Source organism: Psychroserpens sp. Hel_I_66 (assembly GCF_000799465.1).
GTDB lineage: Bacteria > Bacteroidota > Bacteroidia > Flavobacteriales > Flavobacteriaceae > Psychroserpens.
In genome coordinates, this window is record NZ_JUGU01000001.1 from 273,850 (window position 1) to 296,924 (window position 23,075).

Below are 23,075 nucleotides of genomic sequence, written 5' to 3' on the forward strand. Positions count from 1 at the left end.
ATACCAAAATTAAACTGCATAAAAAAAGCGACTCTATTTAGAATCGCTTTTGTTGTTGTCTTCATTTTTTTTAGGTTTTGGGGCCCTATTTTGTTCTTTGAGATATTGCATGAGCATCCATTCAATTTGTCCGTTGGTGCTCCTAAATTCGTCTGCAGCCCACTTTTCAATTGCTTTGATCATATCTTCATTGATACGTAATGCGAATGCTTTTTTCTTAGCCATTATATTATTTTAAAAAGTTCTTAATTTTAGAAATCATTCCCTAAGAAAATAAACTATCTAAATTATTTATGATTTATTTATTTTTTGCTGATAGATCAATATAAATATTGGTAAAATCAAACTAGCACCAATAATTGAATAGGTAAACCAAGATCCAAAACTAACATTGTTTCCTTTGCCTTCCTCAATCATCATATATTGAATAACCAAAAAAAGTATGGCTACAAATAGATTGGTAAAGCGAATAATTCTTGTGCTAAACCTGTAATTTTTTAAGGCATTTTCTTCTGTGATATTGACCATATAATTATGAATGTGCGGATATTTATTCAGAAAGAACAATAATAGAAATGTAAAAACCCCTATTACCGGTAACATCCATATCATTGACTTGCTACCATAACCATCTGCTTCTCCAGCTGCATTAAAATGGGTTGGAATGGTTTCTGCCAAATCGCCGTAATTCATCGCAGTATATATGATTGTTATCAAAATTAGGGTTGCTGAAATCAAATCCAAAACAATGTCTAATGGCTGCAGAGGCACCTTAATTTTAGGTCTGTTGGTTTTCATCTTAATGGTTTAACGTACCTGTATTTAAAACAGGAGATGCGTCTTTATCTCCACATAGAATAACCATGAGATTGCTTACCATTGCAGCTTTTCGTTCTCCATCTAATTCTATGATCTGCTTTTTTTCGAGTTGCTCAATTGCCATTTCTACCATGCTTACAGCACCTTCTACGATTTTATGTCTTGCAGCAACGATTGCAGTGGCTTGTTGACGTTTTAGCATGGCATTTGCAATTTCATTTGAATATGCCAAATAACCGATACGAGCTTCCAAAACTTCAATGCCTGCAATAGTTAGACGCTCATCAATTTCTTTTTCCAATGCATTACTTACTTCATTGACGCTTGATCTCAATGTGATATCTTCGTCAACACCTTCGTCTGCGAAATTATCATACGGGTACATACTTGCCAGTTTACGCACAGCAGCATCGGTTTGTACACGCACAAAGTTCTCGTAAATATCGACATCAAATGCAGCTTTGTAAGTGTCTTGAACGCGCCAAACCAAAATAGTGCTAATCATAATAGGATTACCCATTTTATCATTGACTTTTAAACGTTCACTATCAAAATTTCTAGCTCGTAATGAGATTTTCTTTTTGGTGTAAAATGGATTTACCCAATAGAAACCGTTCTTTTTAACGGTTCCCATATACTTACCAAACAGTAGCAATACGCGAGATCCGTTGGGTTGTACCATAATAAATCCTGGCGCTATAAAAATAGCTATGATTATCGATATGATAAACCATGGGCTTTGGAGAGTGATCATGGCAGCTATGCTTCCGAAGAATAAAATAAGGAATAAAAACAGCATGAGATAGCCATTTGCTGGAACTATAGTTTTTTCTTGATTCATGAGATTGGTTTTTAGATTAAATAATTTAATATGATATTATTTTGATATCAAATTTACATCAAACCTTTTTAACTTACAAATCAAGTTTGGCACACCATTTGCATTAAGGTAATTGTAAATGATTATGATGATGTTAGTAGAGGAGTGATTACCTCGCATAACGGAGTAACATTTAACATTTGGTTGGTTAGTTAGAAAAAACGCATCTCATTTGAGATGCGTTTTTATTTTATAGTATTTTAAAAATGACTTAATTGAGTATAAAGGTGGAGATCGTACTAATTAATTCTTCGGAAATTTTACGTGACGACTCATTATAGCTTTTTGAATTGACCAACGTATCACCATCAATAATAAACAGTACGTGGTTCATGTTTTCTATGATCTTTAATTGGGCCTTTTGATTAGCGTTTTTTAAAAGATTTGCTTCATCAACTGAGACTTGAAGATCTTTTGTCCCATTAATGATAAGTACTGGAATTTCTAACGATTTTACAATATCTTGTGGGTTATACTGCATCCAATTTGTAATAAAAGGTTGCACACTTGGATTAAAAATGGAAGCTAGTGCTGCAGGATAATCTGTAGTTTGTTTTCCGTCCTTTATACTTTGAAATGCTTTTTTTGTGCCTTCAATAAGCGATGGATCCATAGCGCTTATTTGCTCTGTGATCACTTCATCAATGGTTTGTCCTGCGCCTGCAAGTGAAATAAATCCGTCTGCCCTATCTTTTGCAGCCAGCATCCCAACCAGACTTCCCTGGCTGTGACCTATCACATAAACCTGGGAGTATGTGTTTTGATCTTTAAAAAAATCAACTACCGTTTTGGCATCTGTTACAAAATCGTCAAACTTAATATTTGGATCGACTTTGTTCTTTCGTATTTGCTTTACAATACGTTTGTCGTATCTAAAGGTTGCAATGCCTTTGTTTGTTAGGGATTCTGCAAGTTTTTTTAGGGAATTGTTTTTCATGAAATTCTGGTTTCCGTTTCTATCGGTTGGTCCAGAGCCTGCGATTATGATAGCTAATTTTGGTTTTTCTGTATTATTAGGAAGCAATAAAGTGCCATCTACAAATTCATTTACTTCTATATCTTGAGAGGTAAACATTGTGTCTTGTCCATTTAGATATAAACAAAATAAAAGCGATAAGAGACTTAAGTAATATTTCATGATAGTTATTTTAATGTTGTTATGCAATACATGTACCAAAGTTAATTAAAAATTAAAGAGATTTTTGACTGAAATTCATTAGAAATGACCTCCAAAACAAAAAACAATTGATTGTATTTCATCGATGAAATGCAATATTTCAACTTTAAATGTTAAAATTAAGTGTATTTCATCGATTAATAATGTTTTTTATCGTTCATATTGAAAAAGGATTTTATATTTGAAGTGTACTAAGATTTAGTTTTTAGTTCAATGGATTAATTAATTAATATTTGCATGTGACGAGAGTTAGAGACCCTAAATCTACACATAACAAAAGCAAATTAGGAAAACCAAGGTTGAGGGACCTTGGTTTTTTCGTTTACACACTTTTGTTCTAAATAATTGTTCTAAAAGTCAAATTTATGCGCTCCCCAACATCTTTCTTTGTTTTTGCGATTTGATGCAACCAGTAGTGCTGCATTTCACCCTTCATAATCAATAAACTTCCATGATCGAGATTAATTTTATGACGCTCGTCCTTAAGTCGACGATGTTTAAAATGAAAAGGTCTCGTCTCACCCAAACTCAATGAGGCAATCACAGGGTTTTTGCCAAGTTCCTTTTCGTTGTCTGCATGCCAACCGTTGCTATCACTACCATCGCGATAGAGATTTAAAAGTACAGAAGTAAAATGATGTTGTGCTTCTTTTTCAATGTCCATTTTGATTTGTTGTAATTCCGAAGTAAAAATTTTCGGTTGCATCGTAATATTGGAGTAGCTGTAAGGCTTGTTGTTATTGGCAAATAAAGCAGTCAATCTTGGCTGTTGATAGGTTTTTCCAAAGACTTTAATGTCATCCTGTTGCCAGTGCACAGTAGTCTTTAATCTCTCAAAATAAGTATCTGCCTTTGCCTTATCGTAAAAATTTTCAATGTAGATCAATTGGGCATTTGGCAGATTAAAAAGTCTTTTTTCTTCGGAAAATAAGTCCATCACTTAATTTTTATCTAAATTAGCTATATCATGAAGATCCACAAAATTTTGTTTTTAATCTCAGTGTTTATTGTTTTCGGATTTACATTTCCGCAGAAAAATAAGCTACCCGAAGGTTTTGTGCACGTCAAAGACATCATTCCAGATTTAAACGTAGAATTACGCTACTTTTCATCACACAATTTTGTTGGAGATACCATCACGGGTTACAATGCAAATACATTGATTTTGACCAAGCAATCTGCAGAAGCCTTAAAAAAAGTGCAAGCCCATTTGCAGGAACAAAACCTGTGCTTACTGGTTTACGATGGCTTTAGACCGCAACGCGCAGTTGACCATTTTTCGTCATGGGCTAGACTTTTGAATGACACACTGCAAAAGCAGGAATTTTACCCAAATGTGAACAAAAGACATTTATTTAGAGATGGATATATTGCATCAAAATCTGGGCATAGTCGCGGGAGTACAGTAGATTTGACAATAATTGATGGTAACACGAGTGAACCTTTAGATATGGGAAGTCCTTATGATTTCTTCGGAAAAGAATCGTGGGTCGAACATCCAAATCTCACCGAAACGCAAGAGGCAAACCGTCAATTACTGCAACATGTTATGCTTAAATATAATTTTAGAAATTATCCTAAAGAGTGGTGGCATTTCACGTTGCGTTGGGAACCATTTCCAAAAACCTATTTTGATTTTCCAATAGAATAGACGCGCTGATTTTGTCAAGTATTTGCCTAAAATCACTCATTTTTTTTTGGGAAATGCATATCTTCCGAAGTAGAAAATATCAACCAAAACGTCACCTTTGTGGCATTCAATTTTTATGAAAAAAATATTACAAATAGCCAACGGTTTTGCACTTATAGCTACTATAGCGATGAATTATCTCTCTAATACAGGTGCCATGAACGGAACAACTATTGGAGACGTTTCCAGAGGATTAAACACACTTTTTACACCAGCAGGTTATGCCTTTTCTATTTGGGGATTGATCTATATAATGCTGTTAGGGTTTGCTATTTATCAGGGCAGAAGTCTATTTGTGAACGTTCGTGACGATGATTTTGTTTTACGGGTAGGCTGGTGGTTCGTAATCTCATGCATTGCAAACAGTTTTTGGGTTGTAAGTTGGATTTACGGTTATACAGGTCTGTCCTGCGTATTCATATTTCTATTACTTATTTCATTGCTCAAAATAGTGTGGAACAACCGTATGGAATTATGGGACGCACCAATCACGGTAATTGCTTTTTTATGGTGGCCATTTGTATTTTACAGTGGCTGGGTGACCGTAGCAAGTATCGCAAACGTCTCTGCCTATTTGGTAAAAATAGGTTGGAACGGATTCGGGATTTCTGCGGAAATTTGGACGCTCATCATGATTGCCATCGCAACAGTTATCAATCTAACCATTACTTGTAAACGCAACATGCGAGAATTCGCGCTCGTTGGTGCTTGGGCACTTGTAGCCATTGGAGTTGCTAATATGTCTTCGGAAACTGTAATTGCTTATACTGCTTTTGCTGCTGCTGGAATTTTAGCCATTAGTAGCGGAATTCATGGTGCCAAAAACAAGGACACCAATCCTTTTATTAAGTTTTTGGAGTATAGAAATGGTAAAAGATAATTTTTGGGTTTCGTCTAACGTGTTGTGAATAATATTAGTTACGTGGTTTAACACTAAAGTTAGCAAATAAATCACAATAGAAAGTCTGCGAGGACTTTCGTAAGCAGGCTAGAAACTAGCAATTAATTTTATACGTTGTTGGCATTAGTTCTTTGCAAATTCAATTAACTGTTTTAAATTTCCTTTATCAGCTTCTCTTAAAGCTTTTATATATTGATTTCTTGTTTCGTTAGCTTTAACCATATTTGATTGATGCCAAGAAAATATTTCATTTCTAAATATTGATTCCATAATTATATCAGCCATCATCCTTGAGTGTCTTCCATTTCCATTTGGAAAGCAATGAATGGATACTATGCGATGTTTAAATCTTATAGCTATTTCTTCAGGTGGAAAAGTGTTGTTATCTATCCAATATTTAGTGTCGTCCAATAAATTTTTTAATTCAATTCCAATTTGTGTCCACGGAATTCCGATGTTCTTTTCAGTCTTTCTAAATTCTCCTGCCCATTTCCATACATCATCATACATTTTTTTGTGTAAGTCTTTCACAAACTTTTCAGTTAAAATTTTTTTAAGTTTGAATTTTGAATGAATAGTCCATTCAACTGCTTTTTCAATGTTCAATTGCTCAAATTCATCTAGTTCTCCTTGAGTAGTGATAGACTTTATTTTAAGACCTTCCTTTTCTTCTTCGTCTAAAGGTGTTTGCCCATCTTTATAATCGAATTCTAATCCCATAATGATTTTTTCATCTCTCGTTTTATTTCGCTAGCAAGCTCTTTTATGGTTTTGGCTATCTTTTCATCTCCAATTCCTTGGTCCTCTAATTTCATATTTTGGTTAGTTCTTAAAACTATTTTTCGGGCCAGCTTTTCTGCTTTTATTTGAATTAAATCATTTATGGTCCCATTTAGTGGGACCAGTGCATATACTAATTTCAAATCAATTGCATTGGCTACATCTTTTAAAGAATTAAGCGTTATCGTACCATTAGCTTCACTTTCCTCTATTCTTTTTACTCCTTGTCTTGTTATATTTAATTTGGTACCAAGTTGTGCCATTGTCATATTAAGTGATGTCCGAATTGTATTTATCCATCCTCGTTCTGGGACCAGGACCTTTCTAGTTTCAGAGAATGGTTGAAGTTTTTGGTCCAATTGCTCAATTAAAAGTTTTTGCTTATTTCTCATTTTTGTAACTCTTTAAGTTTACAAAACAATATATTTGTAAACATATGAATTTACAAAAATACAAAAAAGTAATCTTATGTGTTTACAAAAAATAAAAAAAGTAAACAATTAAGTTTACTTCAAGTTGTTCTGTTGAATTAATGCTAATGCATTTGGTTATCAACTGTGTCAATTGTCGATATCCGTAGTTGGATGAAGTTCGACTATTTTTTTGAGAAAGTCAAACCTTTAGCTTATGCGCTTTTGTTTAATGAATTCTCGCAATTGGGCTTGAGCGATGAGACAAAAGGCAAAATTAAAAAGTTGATTTTCAAATTTCCGAAGTAAAGAAAAAAGCTAAAATCTAATTTAAGATACTTTCCACAAATTTTATAAAGACCGTTTTATGCTTTGCTAAATCCAAATCTGGAGATACCGATGCACGAACGATATAATCTTTATCACCTTCTTTGGTGGTGCCTTGGGTAGAGGTGGCGGGAACCGTCCAGTAGCAGCCTTTTAATTGTCCGTAACTTACACAAAACTTACTTTCCTCTGGAATTTCAGTAATCATTAAATTAATGAGCTTTAAGTTAAGTTCTCTTTTGTAAGCTTCACGCGCTTCTTCGGTATCGCCTTTTGTAGGAAGACCCAGTGAAAATACTGAAGGTGTAAAACCTTGTTTTGCTAGTTCTTGAGATACAAAATTAATCTTTGCCTGTGGCAATGCATGCTCAATAAAAGTCACAAACTCGCGGGTGTTTTTGTAAGCATCTTCAATTCTTTGAATCATGGATGGCATTTGCTCTGCCAAGATTTTATATTGAAAAACGGTAGCTTCATTATCGCAAAGTATCAAATGCTTTTCAATGGTTTGCATCAATGTTTTGGAAAGCTTATTCCCTACGCAATAACCAGCAGTACATCGTCCACCACTCGGAAATTTAGATCCACTCGCATAAGATATCGTTCTTACAGAAGACAATATATTGCCCTTGCCCAAAAATTGTACATTTGGACAAAACGTTTGGTCCAAAATAAACACGGGATCAATCGCTATATCGTCATTTAATGTTTTACGCTCTTTTGTTAATGCCTGTTGTAGTTCTTTAAGATTAGGGACTTCAACTCTTGGGTTTGTTGGAATCTCTGCGATGATAAAAGGGATAGCATCTTGACTCGCAATAGCATCTAAAACCCTATGGATACTTTGTACCATATCATTATCGCCATCAACTGGTAAATCAACAATATCCACATTATTAAGACACGCAGCAACACGTCTCGCCTGGTCATTTGTGCCACCATAACAATTTGGTGGAACAATTATTTTTATAGCTTTACCTTTATGATTGTCTAAAGCATCGTGTATCAAGCCCATCATTATCGCATATTGAATCGATAACCCGCTTGAAGCCACCAAAGGTTTTTCAGGTGTATTGGTGATTTCTGAAATATGATGCAAGACCGCTTTTTTCTCTGATTCTATATTTGGTCGGTTAAATACCAGAGGTTTTTGTTCTGCTAACGCATTAAGTAGCACTAGAGAGTTGGTTGGGGTCATTGCAACAGTCTCGCGACGTCTTACATGTTGAATCTCTGAAATGTAATGGTCATTTTGCTCTCCATTTACGATGAGAACACTTCCTAAATAATCATAGAGATTGATGTAGAAATCAATATTTGGGTTAAGATTTAATTGGTTTATTTCAGTTTGATTAGAAATGAAAACAGTGCTCCCTTTAAATTTATTTACTTCAGTTAAACTTTTCACCTGCTGGAGTTCAAAACTGTAACCATAGACGCGTCTTAAGATTTCAGGATCAAATTGTTCAGGTAGTTGCCCACTATATAGAATACGTGTGTTTTTATGCTCTAAAAGATTTGTTCTCAAAATAGCAAGCACAGGTATGGTCTTAGAATCAAAACTGATGACTGTACTTGATTTGATTTGGTATTGTTTTGCGATCGTCCATTCTAATACACAAGATAGAGGATGGCCTAAACGTATATAATCGTATGCGGTTGGTAAGTTTTCTAATGCAGATGTCGTGGCATTATCGTTTTTATATAAAGATTCGAATTCTTGTAAAAACTCAAATTTAGCTAAGTCTTCGTTATAAATATCTAGTCTGTGTGTAGTTAGATTTCGCCAGTTTTCTGGGATGTTTTTTATAACGTCTTTTATATAATTTAGTAAATGATTCTCTTGCATAATGTCCAATTTTTATGGTCATGCAAAGGTACAATTATTAGATTTTTTCGAAGCATTGTAATGCGATTTTGTGTTGGTATTAACACTTGTCCAAAAACAGGCTTTATCATCTTAAAAGCCTATTGTTTTTTCAATATATTCTGAAAAGACAAAGTATGATTAATTGTTTCGTAACTTTAAAATTGTCTTTTTAATGTCATCAAATTCTGTATATCCTCGTGCAATCGTGTAGAATTTATCCTTTTTTCTGTAAACGATTGAGGGAAAACCGTTCACACCCAATTCTCTGGTTTTTATAAAATCTGCTCGAGTCGCATCTTTCATAGTTTGAGATGTGAACTTTTCGCTAAAAGCAGTGAAATCGATATCTAATTTTTCGCAAATAGGTTTATAAAAGTCTAGTTGTTTAGGATCTTTGGATTCTGCATAAAAATAGTATTGTACAAGTTCGTAAAAAGGCAGTGTTTTTTCTGGAGACACCGTTCTTACCGTTATAACTGCGCGACAAGCAGGCTCAGTATCATAATGGAAAACCTCTTTATCGAGTAAGTCCATGTTAAAAGGTTGACCACTTCGTTTATTCACTTCCTGCCAATGGTGCTTTAGAAAGCTCTTAAATTTCGCATCCCATTCTTGTCCACCACCAGGTCTTAAACCGCCCATAATTAGTTCCATATTAATATGCTGCTGGTTCGCAAACCTTTTAAGCGCATTGACCTGAGGGGAAATGCCCCAACACCAGCTACACATGGGATCACCAATGTAAAAAATCTCCTCGTCATCGTTCCAGTCTTGCTTGGTTGCTTCAGACTCAAAATCTGGTAATTCACAGAGACCAGTTACTGGGTCACATACCATGGTAATTTCGTTTTCTTGGCTCATAATTTCAGAATTGAAGAAAAGAGTTAATAAAATAATGCTAAAACTCCTCATGAGATGATATGTTATATTTTCTGTATTGATTTTACTGAAATACCTCCAGTTCTACTGCACGAAGTTCGACAATTTTCTGTAGAAAGACGGAAATGGTATAGGTTTTAACAAATCAATTGATTTTCACTAATAAATGATAATCAAGTGTATTTTGAGATGTTATTTTTCTTCGGAAATTTAAAAATTTGCATAGTTTATTTGCGATTTTGCTTTTGAAGAGCGTTTTTTAGATGTTTAATCTTGGGAAATTTGTTTAGCGAATTTGTTTATGTTTAAGAAACTCATTTAGTAAACAAAAACGAATGCAAGAAAATTCCGAAGTAATTTTACAAACAAGCACCTGCCAAAGCAATTAATTATGCACCTTATTGCTACTAGTATTATGATTTAAATATTATTTTTTTCAAAGACAATTTCAATGTTCAACATAATCCATTCATTTGTGCTAAAATCGTAATATTCTTTTGAGATAGACATTTTTAAATGGTTACTGTCAACCACATTTAAATTACTTGTAAGCGTTACATTTTTATCATTTTCGATATTATCTATATAGGATTTTTCAACATAACTTTTGGTTTCAATTAAAAATGAATTGTCCTCATATTGATAATTAGTTCCAAAACCATAATCTATAAATTCAACACTGCCCTCGGGACTACTAGGATATTGAAAAGTTATCCATGTTTTTGGTAAGAACAATGATATAATATTTGATTTAATTTCTAAATCATTAGAACCAAAAGAATCTATTTCATTTGTAAGTTCCAAAGAAGTGATATTGTCATTATTTAGGTCAACAGCGACGTTCGATTTATATGATATAATTTCATAATTTCCTGTATAATTTTCATACTCATTATTTAAAGAGTCATCACTATTACAATTAATTAGTGTCAAAGTAAGTAGAGCTATTAAATGAGTTTTAAATAGATTAGTTTTTATCATTATTTTAATTTTAATTACTGTTAATGCTATGATCAAAAATCGTTTCAATGTTTTTTAACAAATCTCTAAACTAAGTTATACTATTTTTTTGAGAAAGTCAAGAGAATGACTGCTATCGCATAAATTAACACTACCTTTGCGCCAAACAGAAAATGACGCTTATCAAACAGACGGTCATTTAAACACTAATTTGACCAAACTATTATATGTCATTTAAAGATTTAGGCTTATCTGAGCCTTTACTAAGAGCTATTAGTAAAAAAGGATACACTACACCAAGTCCAATTCAAGAAAAAGCGATTCCTCCAGTATTAGAGGGACGCGATGTATTGGCTTCAGCACAAACAGGTACTGGTAAAACCGCTGGTTTTACATTGCCATTATTACATTATCTTTCTGAAAACCCAAAGGCAAAGTTTAGACCAATTCGCGCATTGATCTTAACACCAACCCGTGAGCTTGCTGCGCAAGTACACGAAAGTGTTAAGGATTATAGTGAGTTTTTGGAAATTAGAAGCGCTGTGATTTTTGGAGGTGTCAATCAAAAACCACAGGCAGCTACGATTCGTCGTGGTGTGGATATCTTGGTGGCTACACCAGGACGTTTGCTGGATTTGCACAATCAAAATCTATTAGCGCTAAACCGCGTTGAGGTTTTTATTTTAGATGAAGCAGACCGTATGCTCGACATGGGGTTTTTACGGGACATTGAGCGCGTAATGAAGATCATGCCAGAGAAACGCCAAAATTTGATGTTCTCTGCAACCTTTTCAAAAGATATTAGAAAGCTTGCCAATGGTATTTTAAATAATCCTGTGCAAGTTGAGGCAACTCCCGAAAATACAACTGTAGAAGCCATTTCACAAAAGGTGTTTAGAGTTGCTAAAGGGAAAAAGCCAGATTTGTTGGTGAAGCTCATTTCCGAAGGAAACTGGAAACAAGCACTCGTTTTTACGAGAACAAAACATGGCGCTAACAAATTGACTAAAAAGCTTATTTCCTCAGGAATTACAGCTGCAGCGATTCATGGAAATAAAAGCCAGGGTGCGAGAACCAAAGCACTTGAAGGTTTTAAAACTGGTAAAGTACGAGTTATGGTTGCGACCGATATTGCAGCTCGTGGCCTTGATATCCCGTTATTGCCACATGTTGTGAATTTTGAACTGCCAAATATTTCTGAAGATTACGTTCACCGAATTGGTAGAACAGGTAGAGCAGGAGCAGATGGTAAAGCCATATCGTTGGTGAGTGCAGATGAAACAACGTATTTACGCGATATTGAAAAATTGATTGGCGAAAAAATTGAAGTCGAAATTGTGGAAGGTTTTGAACCAGATCCTAATGCTTCAACCGAGCCAATTAAGCAAGGTGGTGGCAGACAAGGTGGCGGAAACAGAAACCGAAGTCGTAATTCTAGTCCTAGAAATTCGGGAGGAAATACAGGTGGAAATAGAAATAAAAGCAGTAATTCTAGACGTCGTAACGATAGAAGAAACTAGGCATGACTTCAGAATTAAAGGAAAAAATTCTAGAGGTTTGCCATAAAAAGATGGCTCAAAAAGGAGAAAACGTTGGGATTTCATTTTATGCTTTTTTTAAAAATAAAAATGATAATCCTAAATTATTAATGGAAGCTGCAACATGGTGGATAGAAAAACACCAACTTGATCATTTCGAGAAAGCATTGAAAATTAAAAACATGATCGCCTAACTATTTTGGAAACTCAAAAGAACAATCCGCTCCACGGTATAAAATTGGAACAAATCGTTACCGATTTGCAAGCGCATTACGGTTGGGAATATATGGGACATCAAATAAAAATTAGATGTTTTAACGATAACCCATCTATAAAATCGAGCTTGAAATTTTTGAGACGAACACCTTGGGCAAGAACGAAAGTTGAAGATATGTATTTAAAAATGCTAAAGAACAACAACAGACTATAAAAAAAAAGCTCCCGATTGGGAGCTTTTTTTTACGTATAATTTTATTAGCTAGCTTTAAGGTTTTTAATCTTCATCTTCTTCCCCAAATTCTATAACTGTAGCGTCAAACTCTGCGTCTTTAAATTCATCTCTGCTTATCCAATATTCTGATGTAGTCAACACATAAGACGTATCTCCAGTAGCTTTTAAGTCCCAAATTATATCCTCAGCTTCTTCAAAAGATTCTTTTCCTGCTAATTGATTTGAGAATAGGCGTTTAATCACATTGTTTCCAGCCAAGGTTTTATCAAATGCTTTAAGAATAACTTCTTTAGTAACCTCTTTATTTGGCGTAATCTCAAATTCTATTACAGTGGCTTTTGCACTTGGGAATGTGCCATTGTAAGCTTTATGGAGCAGTTGGTTGATGTTGAATAATTGATGGTGCAAACTGATATCTGCGTATTCTTCGGAAATTTTATCAAGCAACATATCGTGAGACATTTGATCAATTTGATTATCGTTGAGATCATCACTCAATTTATACTCCAAAACAATAGCAGCAGCTTCATTTGGCTCAAAATCGGAAATTGCCATTTGCAATAATTCCAATAGTTCTTGAGTAGATGCATTCCCAGAATCTTCAAGGCCAAATTTGTCTAACAGATAAATGTAATCTTCATTGGTCCATGCATTTTTAAATTCTTCAACGGTTTTTACGCTATTTATTATAATATGATATTTCATGACTGTTCTTTAAATTTTATAGATTAATGTAATGAATCCTAACGTGATTCTTTAGGATTTAACAATTAATTACGATAGCTGTCTTAAGCCTTCGTAAACGACAATTGCTACAGCATTAGCAAGATTTAAACTTCTTATATGTTCGCTATATAAAGGGATTTTATAGAGATGGTCTTTATATGCATCAATGATCGATTTTGGTAATCCAACAGATTCTTTTCCGAAGATTAAAAAAAGATCCTCCTCAAAAGAAATTTCCCAATGTAGTTTATGGCCATGACTTGAAAAGAATGCAAATTTTGCGTTTTTATGTCTTCGGAAAAAATCTTCAACTGACTCATAGGTCGTGATATCCAAATGTTGCCAATAATCAAGTCCCGCTCGTTTCAATCTACTATCTGTAATCTCAAATCCAAATGGTTTTACCAAATGTAATTTAGAGCCAGTTGCTAAAGCTAGTCTGCCAATATTACCTGTATTGTTAGGTATTTCTGGTTCAAATAAAACGATGTTGAGTGCCATACAATAATAAAAGCCTAAATTAATTAATAATTTAGGCTTTTACTTTGATCAGCAATAAAAATTACTTTTTATTCTGCTGGTCTTTTATCGTTTTTTTATCGATATCAAATTTATTGGTATCTGTTTTTCTTGCAATTCCATCTGGATTAGTTGGAGTTGTTTGTTCCGTTTTTCTATTAAATTTTTTATTATCTTTTATAATTCCCATGATTTCTATGTTTTTGATTCATATGTAAGATACGATTTAACAACGTCAAACTCTGTTTCAGTATTCACAAAATTTGCTGAGCAAACGTTAAGCATTGTTAAAAAGGTTTAATATTCTTGCTCAATCTTACCAATGTCATCAATGTCATCAGAATAATCCAATTTTGGATCTGGACCATAATTGTTGGTGCCAAAATCACCTTCTGTAGCAACAAGAACGATATACCAAATGCGACCTATTACTGGAATTAAATTGATAAACACATAAGTTCCACTTTTATTGATGTCGTGTAATCGTCTCACGTTTAATGCCAGCCATGGTACTAGTGTCCCAACAAAATAGATACTTAGTATGGAGAATACAAAATCTGGTTCAAAAAAATCCTCAACCAATGAGGCATACGATATGGTTAATCCAACAATGATGAGCTGCACCAATACAAACATCCAATATTCCTTACGTCTAGCACGTCCTGAGAAATTTGCATAATTATATCTAATCACTTGTAAATACCAGTACATGTTTAATTTTTTTAGGATATAAATATCAAAAATAAATCTAAGAGTTACATGAAATTTTGAATAAAAAAACCTACTCTTATAAGGAGTAGGTTAGTATTGTTAAAATTAGAATTATTAAATTTCTGTTGTTCCAATTGTATTAATTTCTTCGTTATCTGCCGATTTTGGATCAGGACCATATTCGTTAGTTCCTCTGTCACCTTCTGTAATAAATAAAACGATAAGCCAGATACTTCCAATAATTGGTATTAAACCTATAAGGTAAAACCAACCACTTTTACCTACATCATGCAAGCGTCTAACAGCTACAGCTAAACTAGGTATAAATACAGCAAGGACATAGATCATATATAATCCCATAATTGCAGGTGCATCAAATAATCCAGCTAATAAACCAGACACCAATGCAATAGCAATAATAAATATCATATTGAATAAAACAAACATCCAATATTCTTCTCTTCTTGCTCTTCCGTTAAAATTTGCGTAATTATCTCTTACGACTTTTAAATACCATTTCATATTCTTAATTTATTGGTTAGTTATTGCCAAATATAAAATTTAATCTAATATTGAAGTTGTAAACTTTGAGATTTTAGACAAATGGTTGTCTGCTAGAAATTTAATAAAAGCACTTCCAATAATCGCACCTTTTGAATATTTAGTAGCCTGAGTAAATGTCTCATGGTTTGAAATCCCAAAACCAACGATTTGCGGATTTTCTAGATGCATATCTGCAATACGTTTGAAGTAATTGGTTTGAGCATCACCAAAACCAGAGCTACCACCAGTAACGCTTGCGCTACTGACCATATATATAAACCCTTCAGATATAGAATCAATAAAACGAATTCTTTCTTTAGAAGTTTGCGGTGTAATCAAGAACACATTGATCAATCCATATTTTTGAAAAATCTGTCTGTATTGTTCATTATAGACATCTACAGGTAAATCTGGGATTATAAGACCGTCAATACCAATGTCTTCACATTTTTTGCAGAACGTCTCAACACCATATTGTAGCATGGGATTAAAATATCCCATAATAATCAATGGGATGGATACTGTTTTACGAATATCCTTTAATTGGTTAAAGAGAATTTCCGTGGTCATTCCATTTTTTAAAGCCTGTGTTGAACTAGCTTGTATTGTCGGTCCATCTGCTAAAGGATCACTAAACGGTAATCCTATCTCAATCATGTCAACTCCGCTATTTTCGAGATTTTCAATGATTGAAACGGTATCGTTGAGGTTTGGATATCCTGCGGAAAAATAAATGGACAACAGCTTTTTGTCTTCTTTTAGTTTTTGGTTTATTCTGTTCATATTTTATTAAGTCGTCACCCTGAATTTATTTCAGGGTCACATTATTATTTTTGTTTCGTGTGTGATGCTGAAACAATTTCAGCATGACTTAAGTTTACAACTTAAAATAATCGATATAATTCTGTAAATCTTTATCGCCACGACCAGATAAATTGATCACGACAATATCATCCTCTTTAAATTTCTTTTGATCAAAAATTGCCAGAGAGTGCGAGGTTTCTATTGCGGGAATGATCCCTTCCATTTGGCTCAATTCTAGTCCAGCTACCATAGCTTCATCATCTGTAATGGAGATGAATTCTGCACGACCGGTTTTATATAAATGAGCATGCATAGGTCCAACTCCTGGGTAATCCAGTCCTGCCGAAATAGAATAAGGCTCGGTTATTTGTCCGTCATTGGTCTGCATTAACAACGTTTTACTTCCATGTATTATGCCTTCACGACCCAAAACAGAAGTCGCAGCACTTTCACCACTATGGATTCCTTTTCCTGCAGCTTCAACCGCAATTAATTTGACGTCTGTATCCTCTAAATAATGGTAAAAAGCGCCCGCAGCATTACTGCCACCACCAACACAGGCAACAACATAATCTGGTTTGGTAGTACCTTCTTTTTCTTTAAGTTGCCATTGGATTTCTTCGGAAACGACCGCTTGAAAACGAGCAACCATATCTGGATAAGGATGCGGACCAACAACACTTCCAATAATATAATGGGTGTCCACAGGATTATTGATCCAATCACGAATAGCCTCGTTGGTAGCGTCTTTTAACGTACGACTTCCTGATAAGGCTGGACGAACTTCTGCACCCAACATTTTCATACGTGCCACATTTGGAGCTTGTCTCGCAATGTCGATTTCACCCATGTAAACAATGCATTCCATGCCCATTAAAGCACAAACCGTTGCTGTGGCAACACCATGTTGACCAGCACCAGTTTCTGCAATGATTCTTGTTTTGTTCAAACGTTGCGCCATCAAGATTTGTCCAATAGTATTATTCACTTTATGGGCACCAGTATGATTTAAATCTTCACGCTTGAGGTAGATTTTTGTATTGTATTTTTCTGAAAGTCGCTTTGCGAAATAAAGAGGAGAGGGACGACCAACATAATCTTTGAGTAATTGGTCAAACTCTTTTTTGAAAGACGGTTCTGCCATGATTTTGAGATAGTTTTGGCGTAATTCCTCTACATTTGGATAGAGCATTTCTGGAATGTATGCACCGCCAAATTCTCCGTAATAACCTTTGTCGTTGATGTTGTATTTCATAGTTTTTTTTCTTTACCCGGATTTTATTTTCATCTTTTGAGATGCTGAAACAAGTTCAGCATAACGTCATATTATCTTTTAAGTTGATTTGTAAACTTTTCTAATTCAAAACTATTTTTTAATCCTGCTTTAACCTCAAATTTGCTGTTCACATCAATAGCGTGGCAATATTTTGATTCGTGTCTTTTTATAAAAGACATAATATCATCAACTTCATTTAATCCAATGCCACCACTTAAAAAATAAGGTTTCGTTGACGGATAGTCCTTTAATACGTCCCAGTTAAAAGTGTATCCATTTCCGCCAGGTAATTTTCCTTTGGTATCAAATAAAAAGTAATCGCAAACAGCTTCGTATGGTTCTAATATTGAAAAATTAAAATTGTCCTTTATGCTAAATACTTTTATGATTTCTATCTTTTTTTGATGTGATGCTGAAACAAATTCAGCATAACGATTATTTAATTCTTCGCAATATTCTGGTGTTTCAATACCATGTAGCTGAACTGCTTGTAAATTATGTAATTCAATTTTTTCTAAAACAAATTCTATTTTCGCGTCGACAAAAACTCCTGTTTTTTTAATGTTTTTTGGTAAATCTGGAATCTCTCCTTCAAAGAACCGACTCGATTTTCCGTAGAAAATAAAACCCATATAATCTGGTTGAAGTTTTGCGACTTCAGTCATATTTTTCGGGTATTTCATTCCGCAGATTTTCAGTTTCATTATTTTAATTCAGTATAATTTATTTTAATTCTTTTATAAATTGTTTTGCACTTTTGCCTGCATCATCGGTTTTCATAAAATTTTCTCCAATTAAAAAACCTTTGTAACCATAAGGTTGTAATTTTTTTATAGCATCTATACTACTAATTCCGCTTTCTGAAACTTTTACAAAATCATTTGGAATAAGCTCACTTAATTGTTTGCTGATTTCTAAGCTAACCTCGAAGGTTTTAAGGTTTCTATTATTGACACCTAGCATATCTAAGCTTGGCATTATTGATTTTTTTAGTTCTTCTTCATTGTGAACTTCTAGTAACACATCGAGTTGTAATTTCTTGGCTAATTCTGAAAATTGTTTGATCTCAGCTCTCGTCAAAATAGCTGCTATCAATAAAATAACGTCTGCTCCGTGGGCTTTTGCTTCTATGATTTGGTACTCGTCAATGATAAATTCTTTTCTCAATAGAGGCAAATTGCAACTGGCGCGAGCAGTTAAAAGATCATCTAAACTGCCACCAAAATATTTGCCATCTGTTAAGATCGACATACCGCAAACACCTGCATCTTCGTAACCTTTAGCAACATCAAATACATTTAAATCATGATTTATAACTTGTTTTGAAGGTGATCGCCTTTTGTGTTCTGCAATGATACCAGTATCACTTTCTTTTAGTTTTTTAGCTAATGAAATTGTTTCTTTTTCAAATAAAACAGATTGCTCTAATTGTTTTATTGGGATGAGATTTTTACGAAGATGGACTTCAATACGTTTGTCTTTTGTTATTTTATCTAAAATATTCATATCTCGTCAACCTGAACTTGTTACAGGTTCTCATAATTTGTGTGATGCTTAAAAAAGTTGAGCATGCTGTTATCTGCTCATTTGTACTAATCGATCTAAACTTGCTTTTGCTTTTCCGCTTTCTAGACTTTCTTTTGCTAAGTGAAATCCGTCTTGATGCGAAATGTTATTTACTGTTGCAATTGCTAATCCAGCATTGGCGCAAACGACATTGTTTTGAGCTTCAGTCCCTTTTCCTTCAATTATGTGTTTGAAAATTTTTGCTGCTTGTTTTACGGTTGAGCCTCCAAATATTTCAGATTGTTCAATTTGAGCAACGTTTAAATCTGACGGACTCAACATCGTCTCTTTCGAATTTGAAATGATCTTCGTATTTCCGGTAAGGGAAATTTCATCATAACCGTCTAGTGCATGGACGATGCTGTAGTTTTTATCTGTGTTTTGATAAAGATACCCGTAAATACGCTGCAATTCTAAATTGAAAACACCAACCATTTGATTTTGCGGAAACGCTGGATTTACCATTGGTCCAAGCATATTGAAAAATGTTTTCACACCCAGTTCCTTTCTAATTGGGGCTACATTTTTCATAGCAGGATGAAATAATGGCGCGTGCAACACACAAATTCCTGCTTGGTCAATCGAGTACTTTAAAAAATCTGATTTGTTAGAAAAATGAATCCCTAGAGCCTCCATAACGTTTGATGATCCTGAAGCAGATGACACTCCATAATTACCATGCTTAGCCACTTTTACGCCTGCACCAGCAGTTACAAACGACGCCAAAGTTGAGATGTTAAAGGTATCTTTACCGTCACCTCCAGTTCCGCAGAGATCGATAGTATTAAAATCTGATAAGTTTACTGAAATACACAATTCCAATAAAGCATCTCTAAAACCTTGAAGTTCTTCTAAAGTGATACTTCGCATCATGTAAATAGTAAGAAAAGATGCAATTTGGCTTTTATTATATTTTCCTTCGGAAATATTAACCAGCACGCTTTTTGCTTCTTTACTTGAAATGCTTTCTTGGTTTATTAATCTGTTTAAAATATCTTTCATTTCTATTGCTAACTCTTTCCAAAAAAAAAGAGATCTATTATATTATTTATTCTTTTGATCTATATCAATAACCAGTAAAAATCGCTTAGTGATTGATCCAATTTTTTAATATCTGCTTTCCGTTTGGTGTTAAAACACTTTCAGGATGATATTGAACACCTTTAACGTCGTAAACTTTATGGCGCAAAGACATTATTTGTCCGTTGCTATCCATTGAAGTTGCCTCTAAAACATCAGGCAATTGAGGATCAACAACCCAAGAATGGTAGCGACCTACTTCTATGTTTTTACCCATGTCTTTAAAGAGCGGTTCGTCATCAACTATAATATCAACCTTTGTGGCTACACCATGATGGACTTCATCCAAATTAATCAGTTCACCTCCAAAGACCTCACCAATTGCTTGTTGCCCTAAACATACGCCTAAAATACTTTTGGTTGGCGCATAGGTTTTTATAATTTCCTTTAATAATCCAGCCTCATCGGGAATTCCTGGACCTGGAGACAACACTATTTTTTGAAATGCAGCAACGTCTTCAATTGTTAATTTATCATTTCGTTTTACGGTCACCTCGCACCCTAAATCTTCTAAATAGTGGACGAGGTTATACGTAAAACTGTCGTAATTATCTATTACTAATACTTTCATATCAATGCCTGCTAATGCAGGTATCTATTTGTTAAACTTTATTCTTGCAAAAGCAGGAATTTATTTGTTGTGTTTTATCTGTTCATTTAGCCTTGATGCAAAACGAACCAAAAAATTAAGTCCATCTGAGGAAGTTTCTGCATAGCATTCACTTTTAAAACTTCCTGCTTAATGCAGTTACGTTTTTCGTTCATTAATTTCTGCAGATTAACTTATTCAATTCTCCGAATTGATTTGGGACATGAACTTTACTTAATTTCTTTTAACTTTTAATTCATATTTCCTCAGCCATTTCAATAGCTTTTGTTAAGGCTCCCAGTTTATTATACACTTCTTGTAGCTCATTTTCAGGTACAGATTTCGATACTAATCCTGCACCTGCCTGCCAATGAAGTTTATGGTTTTTGCTCATAAAGGTTCTAATCATTATGGCGTGGTTGTAATTTCCGTTGAAATCCATAAAACCGATTGCTCCACCATAAAAGGCTCTGCTGGTTTTTTCATATTTTTCTATAAGCTGCATAGCTTTGTGCTTTGGTGCACCGCTTAAAGTTCCTGCAGGAAATGTATCTGCCACAACTTGCATTGTTGGTGTTTTGTCGTGAACTTTACCGGTAACTTTACTTACTAGGTGAATAACATGAGAGAAAAATTGTGCTTCTCTATAGGTGTCTACTTTTACTTGACTACCGTGCCTGCTAAGATCATTCCTTGCTAAATCCACTAGCATGACGTGCTCTGCGTTTTCTTTGGCGTCTTCCGCTAATTTTTTTGCCAGTTTTTGGTCTTCTTCATCGTTTCCTGTTCGTTTAAACGTGCCAGCGATTGGATGGATTTCTGCTTTTCCGTCACTTACTACTAATTGTGCTTCTGGCGAACTTCCGAAGATTTTAAAATTTCCGTAATCAAAATAAAAGAGATATGGCGAAGGATTGATACTTCTCAGAGCTCTGTAAACATTAAACTCGTCACCTTTGAAGGCTTGTGAGAATTTTTTTGAGAGTACGAGTTGAAATACATCACCACGAGCGCAATGTTGTTTTGCCAATTCTACTTGTTTTTTATAATCGTCATCTGTTAAATTAGATGAGATATCGGAGTTTGTTTTAAAGTTATAAGAGGCAAAGTTTTTAGAGCTTATAAGTTGTAAAACTTCATCAATATTATTTTCGGCCTCAAAACAATGTGCAAAAATATAGGCTTCGTTCTTGAAATGATTTATAGCAATAATGTTTTGATATACTGCGTAATAAATATCTGGGATATCTAAGGAATCTGGCTTTTTGGAAATTTCAATATCCTCAAAATATTTTACAGCATCGTACGCTGTGTAACCAAAAATCCCATTATTGATGAATTTAAATCGTTCTTCGGAATTTACCTTAAAACGTTTTGTGAACTTATGGATTTCTTCGGTTACCGAAATGTTTAGAGCATTGTTTGTTTTGGTACTACCATCAGGATAGGTTTGCTCGATGAAATCCTTATCAACTTTAATGGATGCAATTGGGTTAAAGCAGATATAGGAAAAACTGTTATCGTTGGCATGATAATCACTACTCTCCAATAAAATACTATTAGGGTATTTGTCTCTAATTTTTAGGTAAATGCTTACGGGTGTAATGGTATCTGCAAGAATTTTTTTATAATGAGTGTAAAGGCTAAACGTCTTCATGTTTTTTTGATGTATGTTTTTTTCTGTTATTTCTAAAAACTTAGAGAATGGGTAAATAAAAAAAGGCTTGTCGTGAATGACAAGCCTTTTTTTGTATAGTTAATTAAATAATACGCATAGGGTTAGTTCACGAAGTTTGCTTTTCGAGAGTTCCACCACCAAGTATGATTTAAATTTGTGTTCATATTAAATTTCCAGCTAAAGCAGGATTCTAATTGTAAAGTTCAAAGATAGAAATCAAATATTACAATTCAAATTTATTTAGTAAAAAAAAGAGATGCTAAATATGCTTAGAATCTCTTTTTTCAATTATTGCTATTAATCTTTAGTGTTAAAATTTAAGCATAACGTTTAAATCAAACTCATCATAAATAGCTTTGTCTTTTAAATCGTTAAAAAAGCTAGGCGAACCATATCTTACATCATATTTTGATCTGTCAACTTTAAGGTTGGCAGTGGCAGTATCATCTGTAACGATCATGTCAAAAGTAATAGGGTTTGTGTTGCCTTTAATGGTTAAATCTCCGGTAACTTTATAGTTTCCGTCTTTTCCATTAACATCTGTAATGTTAAAAGTCGCATTAGAATGATCTGCTGTACCAAAGAAATCATCAGACTTTAAATGGCCTTCTAGTTTTTCTTTACCACTTCCAGCCTCCAAATCTGTTACCGTAATAGTAGACATGTCAATTGTGAAATTTCCACCAACTAATTTGTCATCCTCAAAAGATAAAGTACCATCAGTAAGATTGATTGTACCTTCATGAGAACCAGTTACTTTATAACCCTTCCAGGAAATTGTTGATTCCTTAACTTTTACTTCTTTCTTAAGAATTGTAGTAAATGAAGCAAAAGATAATGCTAATACTACGATGCCTGTTGGTTTTAAAATGTTCATTTTCATTGTTTTGTAATTTAAGTT

At 34.1% G+C, this 23,075-nt stretch carries 28 protein-coding genes; 5 read left to right on the forward strand and 23 right to left on the reverse strand.

From position 1 onward, the window contains the following. Nucleotides 1-33: 33 nt before the first annotated feature. From GQ40_RS01275 to GQ40_RS01295, 5 genes are all read right to left on the reverse strand, one after another. Nucleotides 34-225: a hypothetical protein gene (locus GQ40_RS01275; protein ID WP_047545038.1), complete on the reverse strand. Its 192-nt coding sequence runs from the start codon at nt 223-225 to the stop codon at nt 34-36. Nucleotides 226-291: 66 nt separating this feature from the next. Further along, complete coding sequence (locus GQ40_RS01280; RefSeq protein ID WP_052184103.1) at nt 292-798, reverse strand: DUF1648 domain-containing protein; 507 nt, start codon at nt 796-798, stop codon at nt 292-294. Between the two features lies 1 nt (nt 799). Then, nucleotides 800-1,660 carry an SPFH domain-containing protein gene (locus GQ40_RS01285; RefSeq protein WP_047545040.1) on the reverse strand — a complete coding sequence of 287 codons (861 nt, stop codon included), beginning with the start codon at nt 1,658-1,660 and terminating at the stop codon, nt 800-802. Between the two features lie 250 nt (nt 1,661-1,910). Then, a complete protein-coding gene (locus GQ40_RS01290) occupies nt 1,911-2,837 on the reverse strand; it encodes an alpha/beta hydrolase (RefSeq protein WP_047545042.1) in 927 nt (308 codons plus the stop codon). A gap of 376 nt (nt 2,838-3,213) precedes the next feature. Then, the gene (locus GQ40_RS01295; protein WP_047545044.1) at nt 3,214-3,813 is read right to left on the reverse strand and encodes an alpha-ketoglutarate-dependent dioxygenase AlkB family protein; all 600 of its coding nucleotides are present in this window, start codon (nt 3,811-3,813) and stop codon (nt 3,214-3,216) included. Between the two features lie 30 nt (nt 3,814-3,843). On the opposite strand from GQ40_RS01295, the gene GQ40_RS01300 reads away from it, so the two are divergent. Both GQ40_RS01300 and GQ40_RS01305 read left to right on the forward strand, forming a co-directional pair. Beyond that, nucleotides 3,844-4,527, forward strand: coding sequence for a M15 family metallopeptidase (locus tag GQ40_RS01300; protein ID WP_047545046.1), 684 nt, complete (start codon nt 3,844-3,846; stop codon nt 4,525-4,527). Nucleotides 4,528-4,642: 115 nt separating this feature from the next. Next, nucleotides 4,643-5,446 (forward strand): hypothetical protein, encoded by an 804-nt coding sequence (locus tag GQ40_RS01305; RefSeq protein ID WP_047545048.1) that lies wholly within the window; start codon nt 4,643-4,645, stop codon nt 5,444-5,446. A 144-nt stretch (nt 5,447-5,590) separates the two neighbouring features. On the opposite strand, the gene GQ40_RS01310 is transcribed toward GQ40_RS01305, so the two are convergent. The 5 genes from GQ40_RS01310 to GQ40_RS01330 form a co-directional block, all read right to left on the reverse strand. After that, nucleotides 5,591-6,187 (reverse strand): mobile mystery protein B, encoded by a 597-nt coding sequence (locus GQ40_RS01310; protein WP_047545050.1) that lies wholly within the window; start codon nt 6,185-6,187, stop codon nt 5,591-5,593. Continuing rightward, nucleotides 6,178-6,639, reverse strand: a complete 462-nt coding sequence (locus tag GQ40_RS01315) for a mobile mystery protein A (protein WP_047545052.1) — start codon at nt 6,637-6,639, stop codon at nt 6,178-6,180. Before GQ40_RS01315 ends, GQ40_RS01310 begins: the two co-directional genes overlap by 10 nt. A 343-nt stretch (nt 6,640-6,982) precedes the next feature. Continuing rightward, the gene (locus GQ40_RS01320; protein ID WP_047545054.1) at nt 6,983-8,833 is read right to left on the reverse strand and encodes a PLP-dependent transferase; all 1,851 of its coding nucleotides are present in this window, start codon (nt 8,831-8,833) and stop codon (nt 6,983-6,985) included. 159 nt (nt 8,834-8,992) lie between these two features. Next, nucleotides 8,993-9,715: a DsbA family protein gene (locus tag GQ40_RS01325; protein WP_052184104.1), complete on the reverse strand. Its 723-nt coding sequence runs from the start codon at nt 9,713-9,715 to the stop codon at nt 8,993-8,995. 438 nt (nt 9,716-10,153) lie between these two features. Further along, the gene (locus GQ40_RS01330; protein ID WP_052184105.1) at nt 10,154-10,714 is read right to left on the reverse strand and encodes a hypothetical protein; all 561 of its coding nucleotides are present in this window, start codon (nt 10,712-10,714) and stop codon (nt 10,154-10,156) included. A gap of 206 nt (nt 10,715-10,920) precedes the next feature. Between GQ40_RS01330 and GQ40_RS01335 the strand changes: the two genes are divergently transcribed. The 3 genes from GQ40_RS01335 to GQ40_RS01345 are packed head-to-tail and all read left to right on the forward strand — an operon-like array spanning nt 10,921 to nt 12,661. Next, nucleotides 10,921-12,213, forward strand: coding sequence for a DEAD/DEAH box helicase (locus tag GQ40_RS01335; protein WP_047545056.1), 1,293 nt, complete (start codon nt 10,921-10,923; stop codon nt 12,211-12,213). A 2-nt stretch (nt 12,214-12,215) separates the two neighbouring features. After that, complete coding sequence (locus tag GQ40_RS01340; protein WP_047545058.1) at nt 12,216-12,425, forward strand: DUF6500 family protein; 210 nt, start codon at nt 12,216-12,218, stop codon at nt 12,423-12,425. Between the two features lie 5 nt (nt 12,426-12,430). After that, nucleotides 12,431-12,661, forward strand: coding sequence for a VF530 family DNA-binding protein (locus GQ40_RS01345; protein WP_047545060.1), 231 nt, complete (start codon nt 12,431-12,433; stop codon nt 12,659-12,661). Nucleotides 12,662-12,724: 63 nt separating this feature from the next. Here GQ40_RS01345 and GQ40_RS01350 read toward each other — a convergent pair whose 3' ends face one another. The 13 genes from GQ40_RS01350 to GQ40_RS01405 all read right to left on the reverse strand — a co-directional run bounded on the left by GQ40_RS01350 (nt 12,725) and on the right by GQ40_RS01405 (nt 23,057). After that, complete coding sequence (locus GQ40_RS01350) at nt 12,725-13,387, reverse strand: hypothetical protein (protein WP_047545062.1); 663 nt, start codon at nt 13,385-13,387, stop codon at nt 12,725-12,727. A 69-nt stretch (nt 13,388-13,456) separates the two neighbouring features. Beyond that, nucleotides 13,457-13,909: a tRNA (cytidine(34)-2'-O)-methyltransferase gene (locus GQ40_RS01355; RefSeq protein WP_047545064.1), complete on the reverse strand. Its 453-nt coding sequence runs from the start codon at nt 13,907-13,909 to the stop codon at nt 13,457-13,459. A gap of 61 nt (nt 13,910-13,970) precedes the next feature. Beyond that, complete coding sequence (locus GQ40_RS17675; protein WP_197052644.1) at nt 13,971-14,117, reverse strand: hypothetical protein; 147 nt, start codon at nt 14,115-14,117, stop codon at nt 13,971-13,973. Between the two features lie 107 nt (nt 14,118-14,224). Further along, nucleotides 14,225-14,638: a DUF805 domain-containing protein gene (locus GQ40_RS01360; RefSeq protein WP_047545066.1), complete on the reverse strand. Its 414-nt coding sequence runs from the start codon at nt 14,636-14,638 to the stop codon at nt 14,225-14,227. A 114-nt stretch (nt 14,639-14,752) separates the two neighbouring features. Further along, nucleotides 14,753-15,160, reverse strand: a complete 408-nt coding sequence (locus GQ40_RS01365; protein ID WP_047545069.1) for a DUF805 domain-containing protein — start codon at nt 15,158-15,160, stop codon at nt 14,753-14,755. 39 nt (nt 15,161-15,199) lie between these two features. After that, the gene (trpA, locus tag GQ40_RS01370) at nt 15,200-15,964 is read right to left on the reverse strand and encodes a tryptophan synthase subunit alpha (RefSeq protein WP_047545071.1); all 765 of its coding nucleotides are present in this window, start codon (nt 15,962-15,964) and stop codon (nt 15,200-15,202) included. A 94-nt stretch (nt 15,965-16,058) separates the two neighbouring features. Next, nucleotides 16,059-17,240 carry a tryptophan synthase subunit beta gene (gene trpB / locus GQ40_RS01375; RefSeq protein ID WP_047545073.1) on the reverse strand — a complete coding sequence of 394 codons (1,182 nt, stop codon included), beginning with the start codon at nt 17,238-17,240 and terminating at the stop codon, nt 16,059-16,061. Nucleotides 17,241-17,311: 71 nt separating this feature from the next. After that, nucleotides 17,312-17,965, reverse strand: coding sequence for a phosphoribosylanthranilate isomerase (locus GQ40_RS01380; protein WP_047545075.1), 654 nt, complete (start codon nt 17,963-17,965; stop codon nt 17,312-17,314). 19 nt (nt 17,966-17,984) lie between these two features. Further along, nucleotides 17,985-18,767 (reverse strand): indole-3-glycerol phosphate synthase TrpC, encoded by a 783-nt coding sequence (gene trpC, locus GQ40_RS01385; protein WP_047545077.1) that lies wholly within the window; start codon nt 18,765-18,767, stop codon nt 17,985-17,987. Nucleotides 18,768-18,836: 69 nt separating this feature from the next. Then, nucleotides 18,837-19,829: an anthranilate phosphoribosyltransferase gene (gene trpD / locus GQ40_RS01390; RefSeq protein WP_047545079.1), complete on the reverse strand. Its 993-nt coding sequence runs from the start codon at nt 19,827-19,829 to the stop codon at nt 18,837-18,839. An 85-nt stretch (nt 19,830-19,914) separates the two neighbouring features. Then, nucleotides 19,915-20,478: an anthranilate synthase component II gene (locus GQ40_RS01395; protein WP_047545081.1), complete on the reverse strand. Its 564-nt coding sequence runs from the start codon at nt 20,476-20,478 to the stop codon at nt 19,915-19,917. Nucleotides 20,479-20,752: 274 nt separating this feature from the next. Next, complete coding sequence (locus GQ40_RS01400) at nt 20,753-22,153, reverse strand: anthranilate synthase component I family protein (protein ID WP_047545083.1); 1,401 nt, start codon at nt 22,151-22,153, stop codon at nt 20,753-20,755. A 331-nt stretch (nt 22,154-22,484) separates the two neighbouring features. Continuing rightward, nucleotides 22,485-23,057 carry a YceI family protein gene (locus GQ40_RS01405; protein ID WP_047545085.1) on the reverse strand — a complete coding sequence of 191 codons (573 nt, stop codon included), beginning with the start codon at nt 23,055-23,057 and terminating at the stop codon, nt 22,485-22,487. Nucleotides 23,058-23,075: the final 18 nt, after the last annotated feature.

Coding starts and splice junctions, on each gene's coding strand:
- GQ40_RS01275 (WP_047545038.1), bottom strand. CDS start 225: ATGGCTAAGAAAAAAGCATTCGCATTACGTATCAATGAAGATATGATC.
- GQ40_RS01280 (WP_052184103.1), bottom strand. CDS start 798: ATGAAAACCAACAGACCTAAAATTAAGGTGCCTCTGCAGCCATTAGAC.
- GQ40_RS01285 (WP_047545040.1), bottom strand. CDS start 1,660: ATGAATCAAGAAAAAACTATAGTTCCAGCAAATGGCTATCTCATGCTG.
- GQ40_RS01290 (WP_047545042.1), bottom strand. CDS start 2,837: ATGAAATATTACTTAAGTCTCTTATCGCTTTTATTTTGTTTATATCTA.
- GQ40_RS01295 (WP_047545044.1), bottom strand. CDS start 3,813: ATGGACTTATTTTCCGAAGAAAAAAGACTTTTTAATCTGCCAAATGCC.
- GQ40_RS01300 (WP_047545046.1), top strand. CDS start 3,844: ATGAAGATCCACAAAATTTTGTTTTTAATCTCAGTGTTTATTGTTTTC.
- GQ40_RS01305 (WP_047545048.1), top strand. CDS start 4,643: ATGAAAAAAATATTACAAATAGCCAACGGTTTTGCACTTATAGCTACT.
- GQ40_RS01310 (WP_047545050.1), bottom strand. CDS start 6,187: ATGGGATTAGAATTCGATTATAAAGATGGGCAAACACCTTTAGACGAA.
- GQ40_RS01315 (WP_047545052.1), bottom strand. CDS start 6,639: ATGAGAAATAAGCAAAAACTTTTAATTGAGCAATTGGACCAAAAACTT.
- GQ40_RS01320 (WP_047545054.1), bottom strand. CDS start 8,833: ATGCAAGAGAATCATTTACTAAATTATATAAAAGACGTTATAAAAAAC.
- GQ40_RS01325 (WP_052184104.1), bottom strand. CDS start 9,715: ATGAGCCAAGAAAACGAAATTACCATGGTATGTGACCCAGTAACTGGT.
- GQ40_RS01330 (WP_052184105.1), bottom strand. CDS start 10,714: ATGATAAAAACTAATCTATTTAAAACTCATTTAATAGCTCTACTTACT.
- GQ40_RS01335 (WP_047545056.1), top strand. CDS start 10,921: ATGTCATTTAAAGATTTAGGCTTATCTGAGCCTTTACTAAGAGCTATT.
- GQ40_RS01340 (WP_047545058.1), top strand. CDS start 12,216: ATGACTTCAGAATTAAAGGAAAAAATTCTAGAGGTTTGCCATAAAAAG.
- GQ40_RS01350 (WP_047545062.1), bottom strand. CDS start 13,387: ATGAAATATCATATTATAATAAATAGCGTAAAAACCGTTGAAGAATTT.
- GQ40_RS01355 (WP_047545064.1), bottom strand. CDS start 13,909: ATGGCACTCAACATCGTTTTATTTGAACCAGAAATACCTAACAATACA.
- GQ40_RS17675 (WP_197052644.1), bottom strand. CDS start 14,117: ATGGGAATTATAAAAGATAATAAAAAATTTAATAGAAAAACGGAACAA.
- GQ40_RS01360 (WP_047545066.1), bottom strand. CDS start 14,638: ATGTACTGGTATTTACAAGTGATTAGATATAATTATGCAAATTTCTCA.
- GQ40_RS01365 (WP_047545069.1), bottom strand. CDS start 15,160: ATGAAATGGTATTTAAAAGTCGTAAGAGATAATTACGCAAATTTTAAC.
- trpA (WP_047545071.1), bottom strand. CDS start 15,964: ATGAACAGAATAAACCAAAAACTAAAAGAAGACAAAAAGCTGTTGTCC.
- trpB (WP_047545073.1), bottom strand. CDS start 17,240: ATGAAATACAACATCAACGACAAAGGTTATTACGGAGAATTTGGCGGT.
- GQ40_RS01380 (WP_047545075.1), bottom strand. CDS start 17,965: ATGAAACTGAAAATCTGCGGAATGAAATACCCGAAAAATATGACTGAA.
- trpC (WP_047545077.1), bottom strand. CDS start 18,767: ATGAATATTTTAGATAAAATAACAAAAGACAAACGTATTGAAGTCCAT.
- trpD (WP_047545079.1), bottom strand. CDS start 19,829: ATGAAAGATATTTTAAACAGATTAATAAACCAAGAAAGCATTTCAAGT.
- GQ40_RS01395 (WP_047545081.1), bottom strand. CDS start 20,478: ATGAAAGTATTAGTAATAGATAATTACGACAGTTTTACGTATAACCTC.
- GQ40_RS01400 (WP_047545083.1), bottom strand. CDS start 22,153: ATGAAGACGTTTAGCCTTTACACTCATTATAAAAAAATTCTTGCAGAT.
- GQ40_RS01405 (WP_047545085.1), bottom strand. CDS start 23,057: ATGAAAATGAACATTTTAAAACCAACAGGCATCGTAGTATTAGCATTA.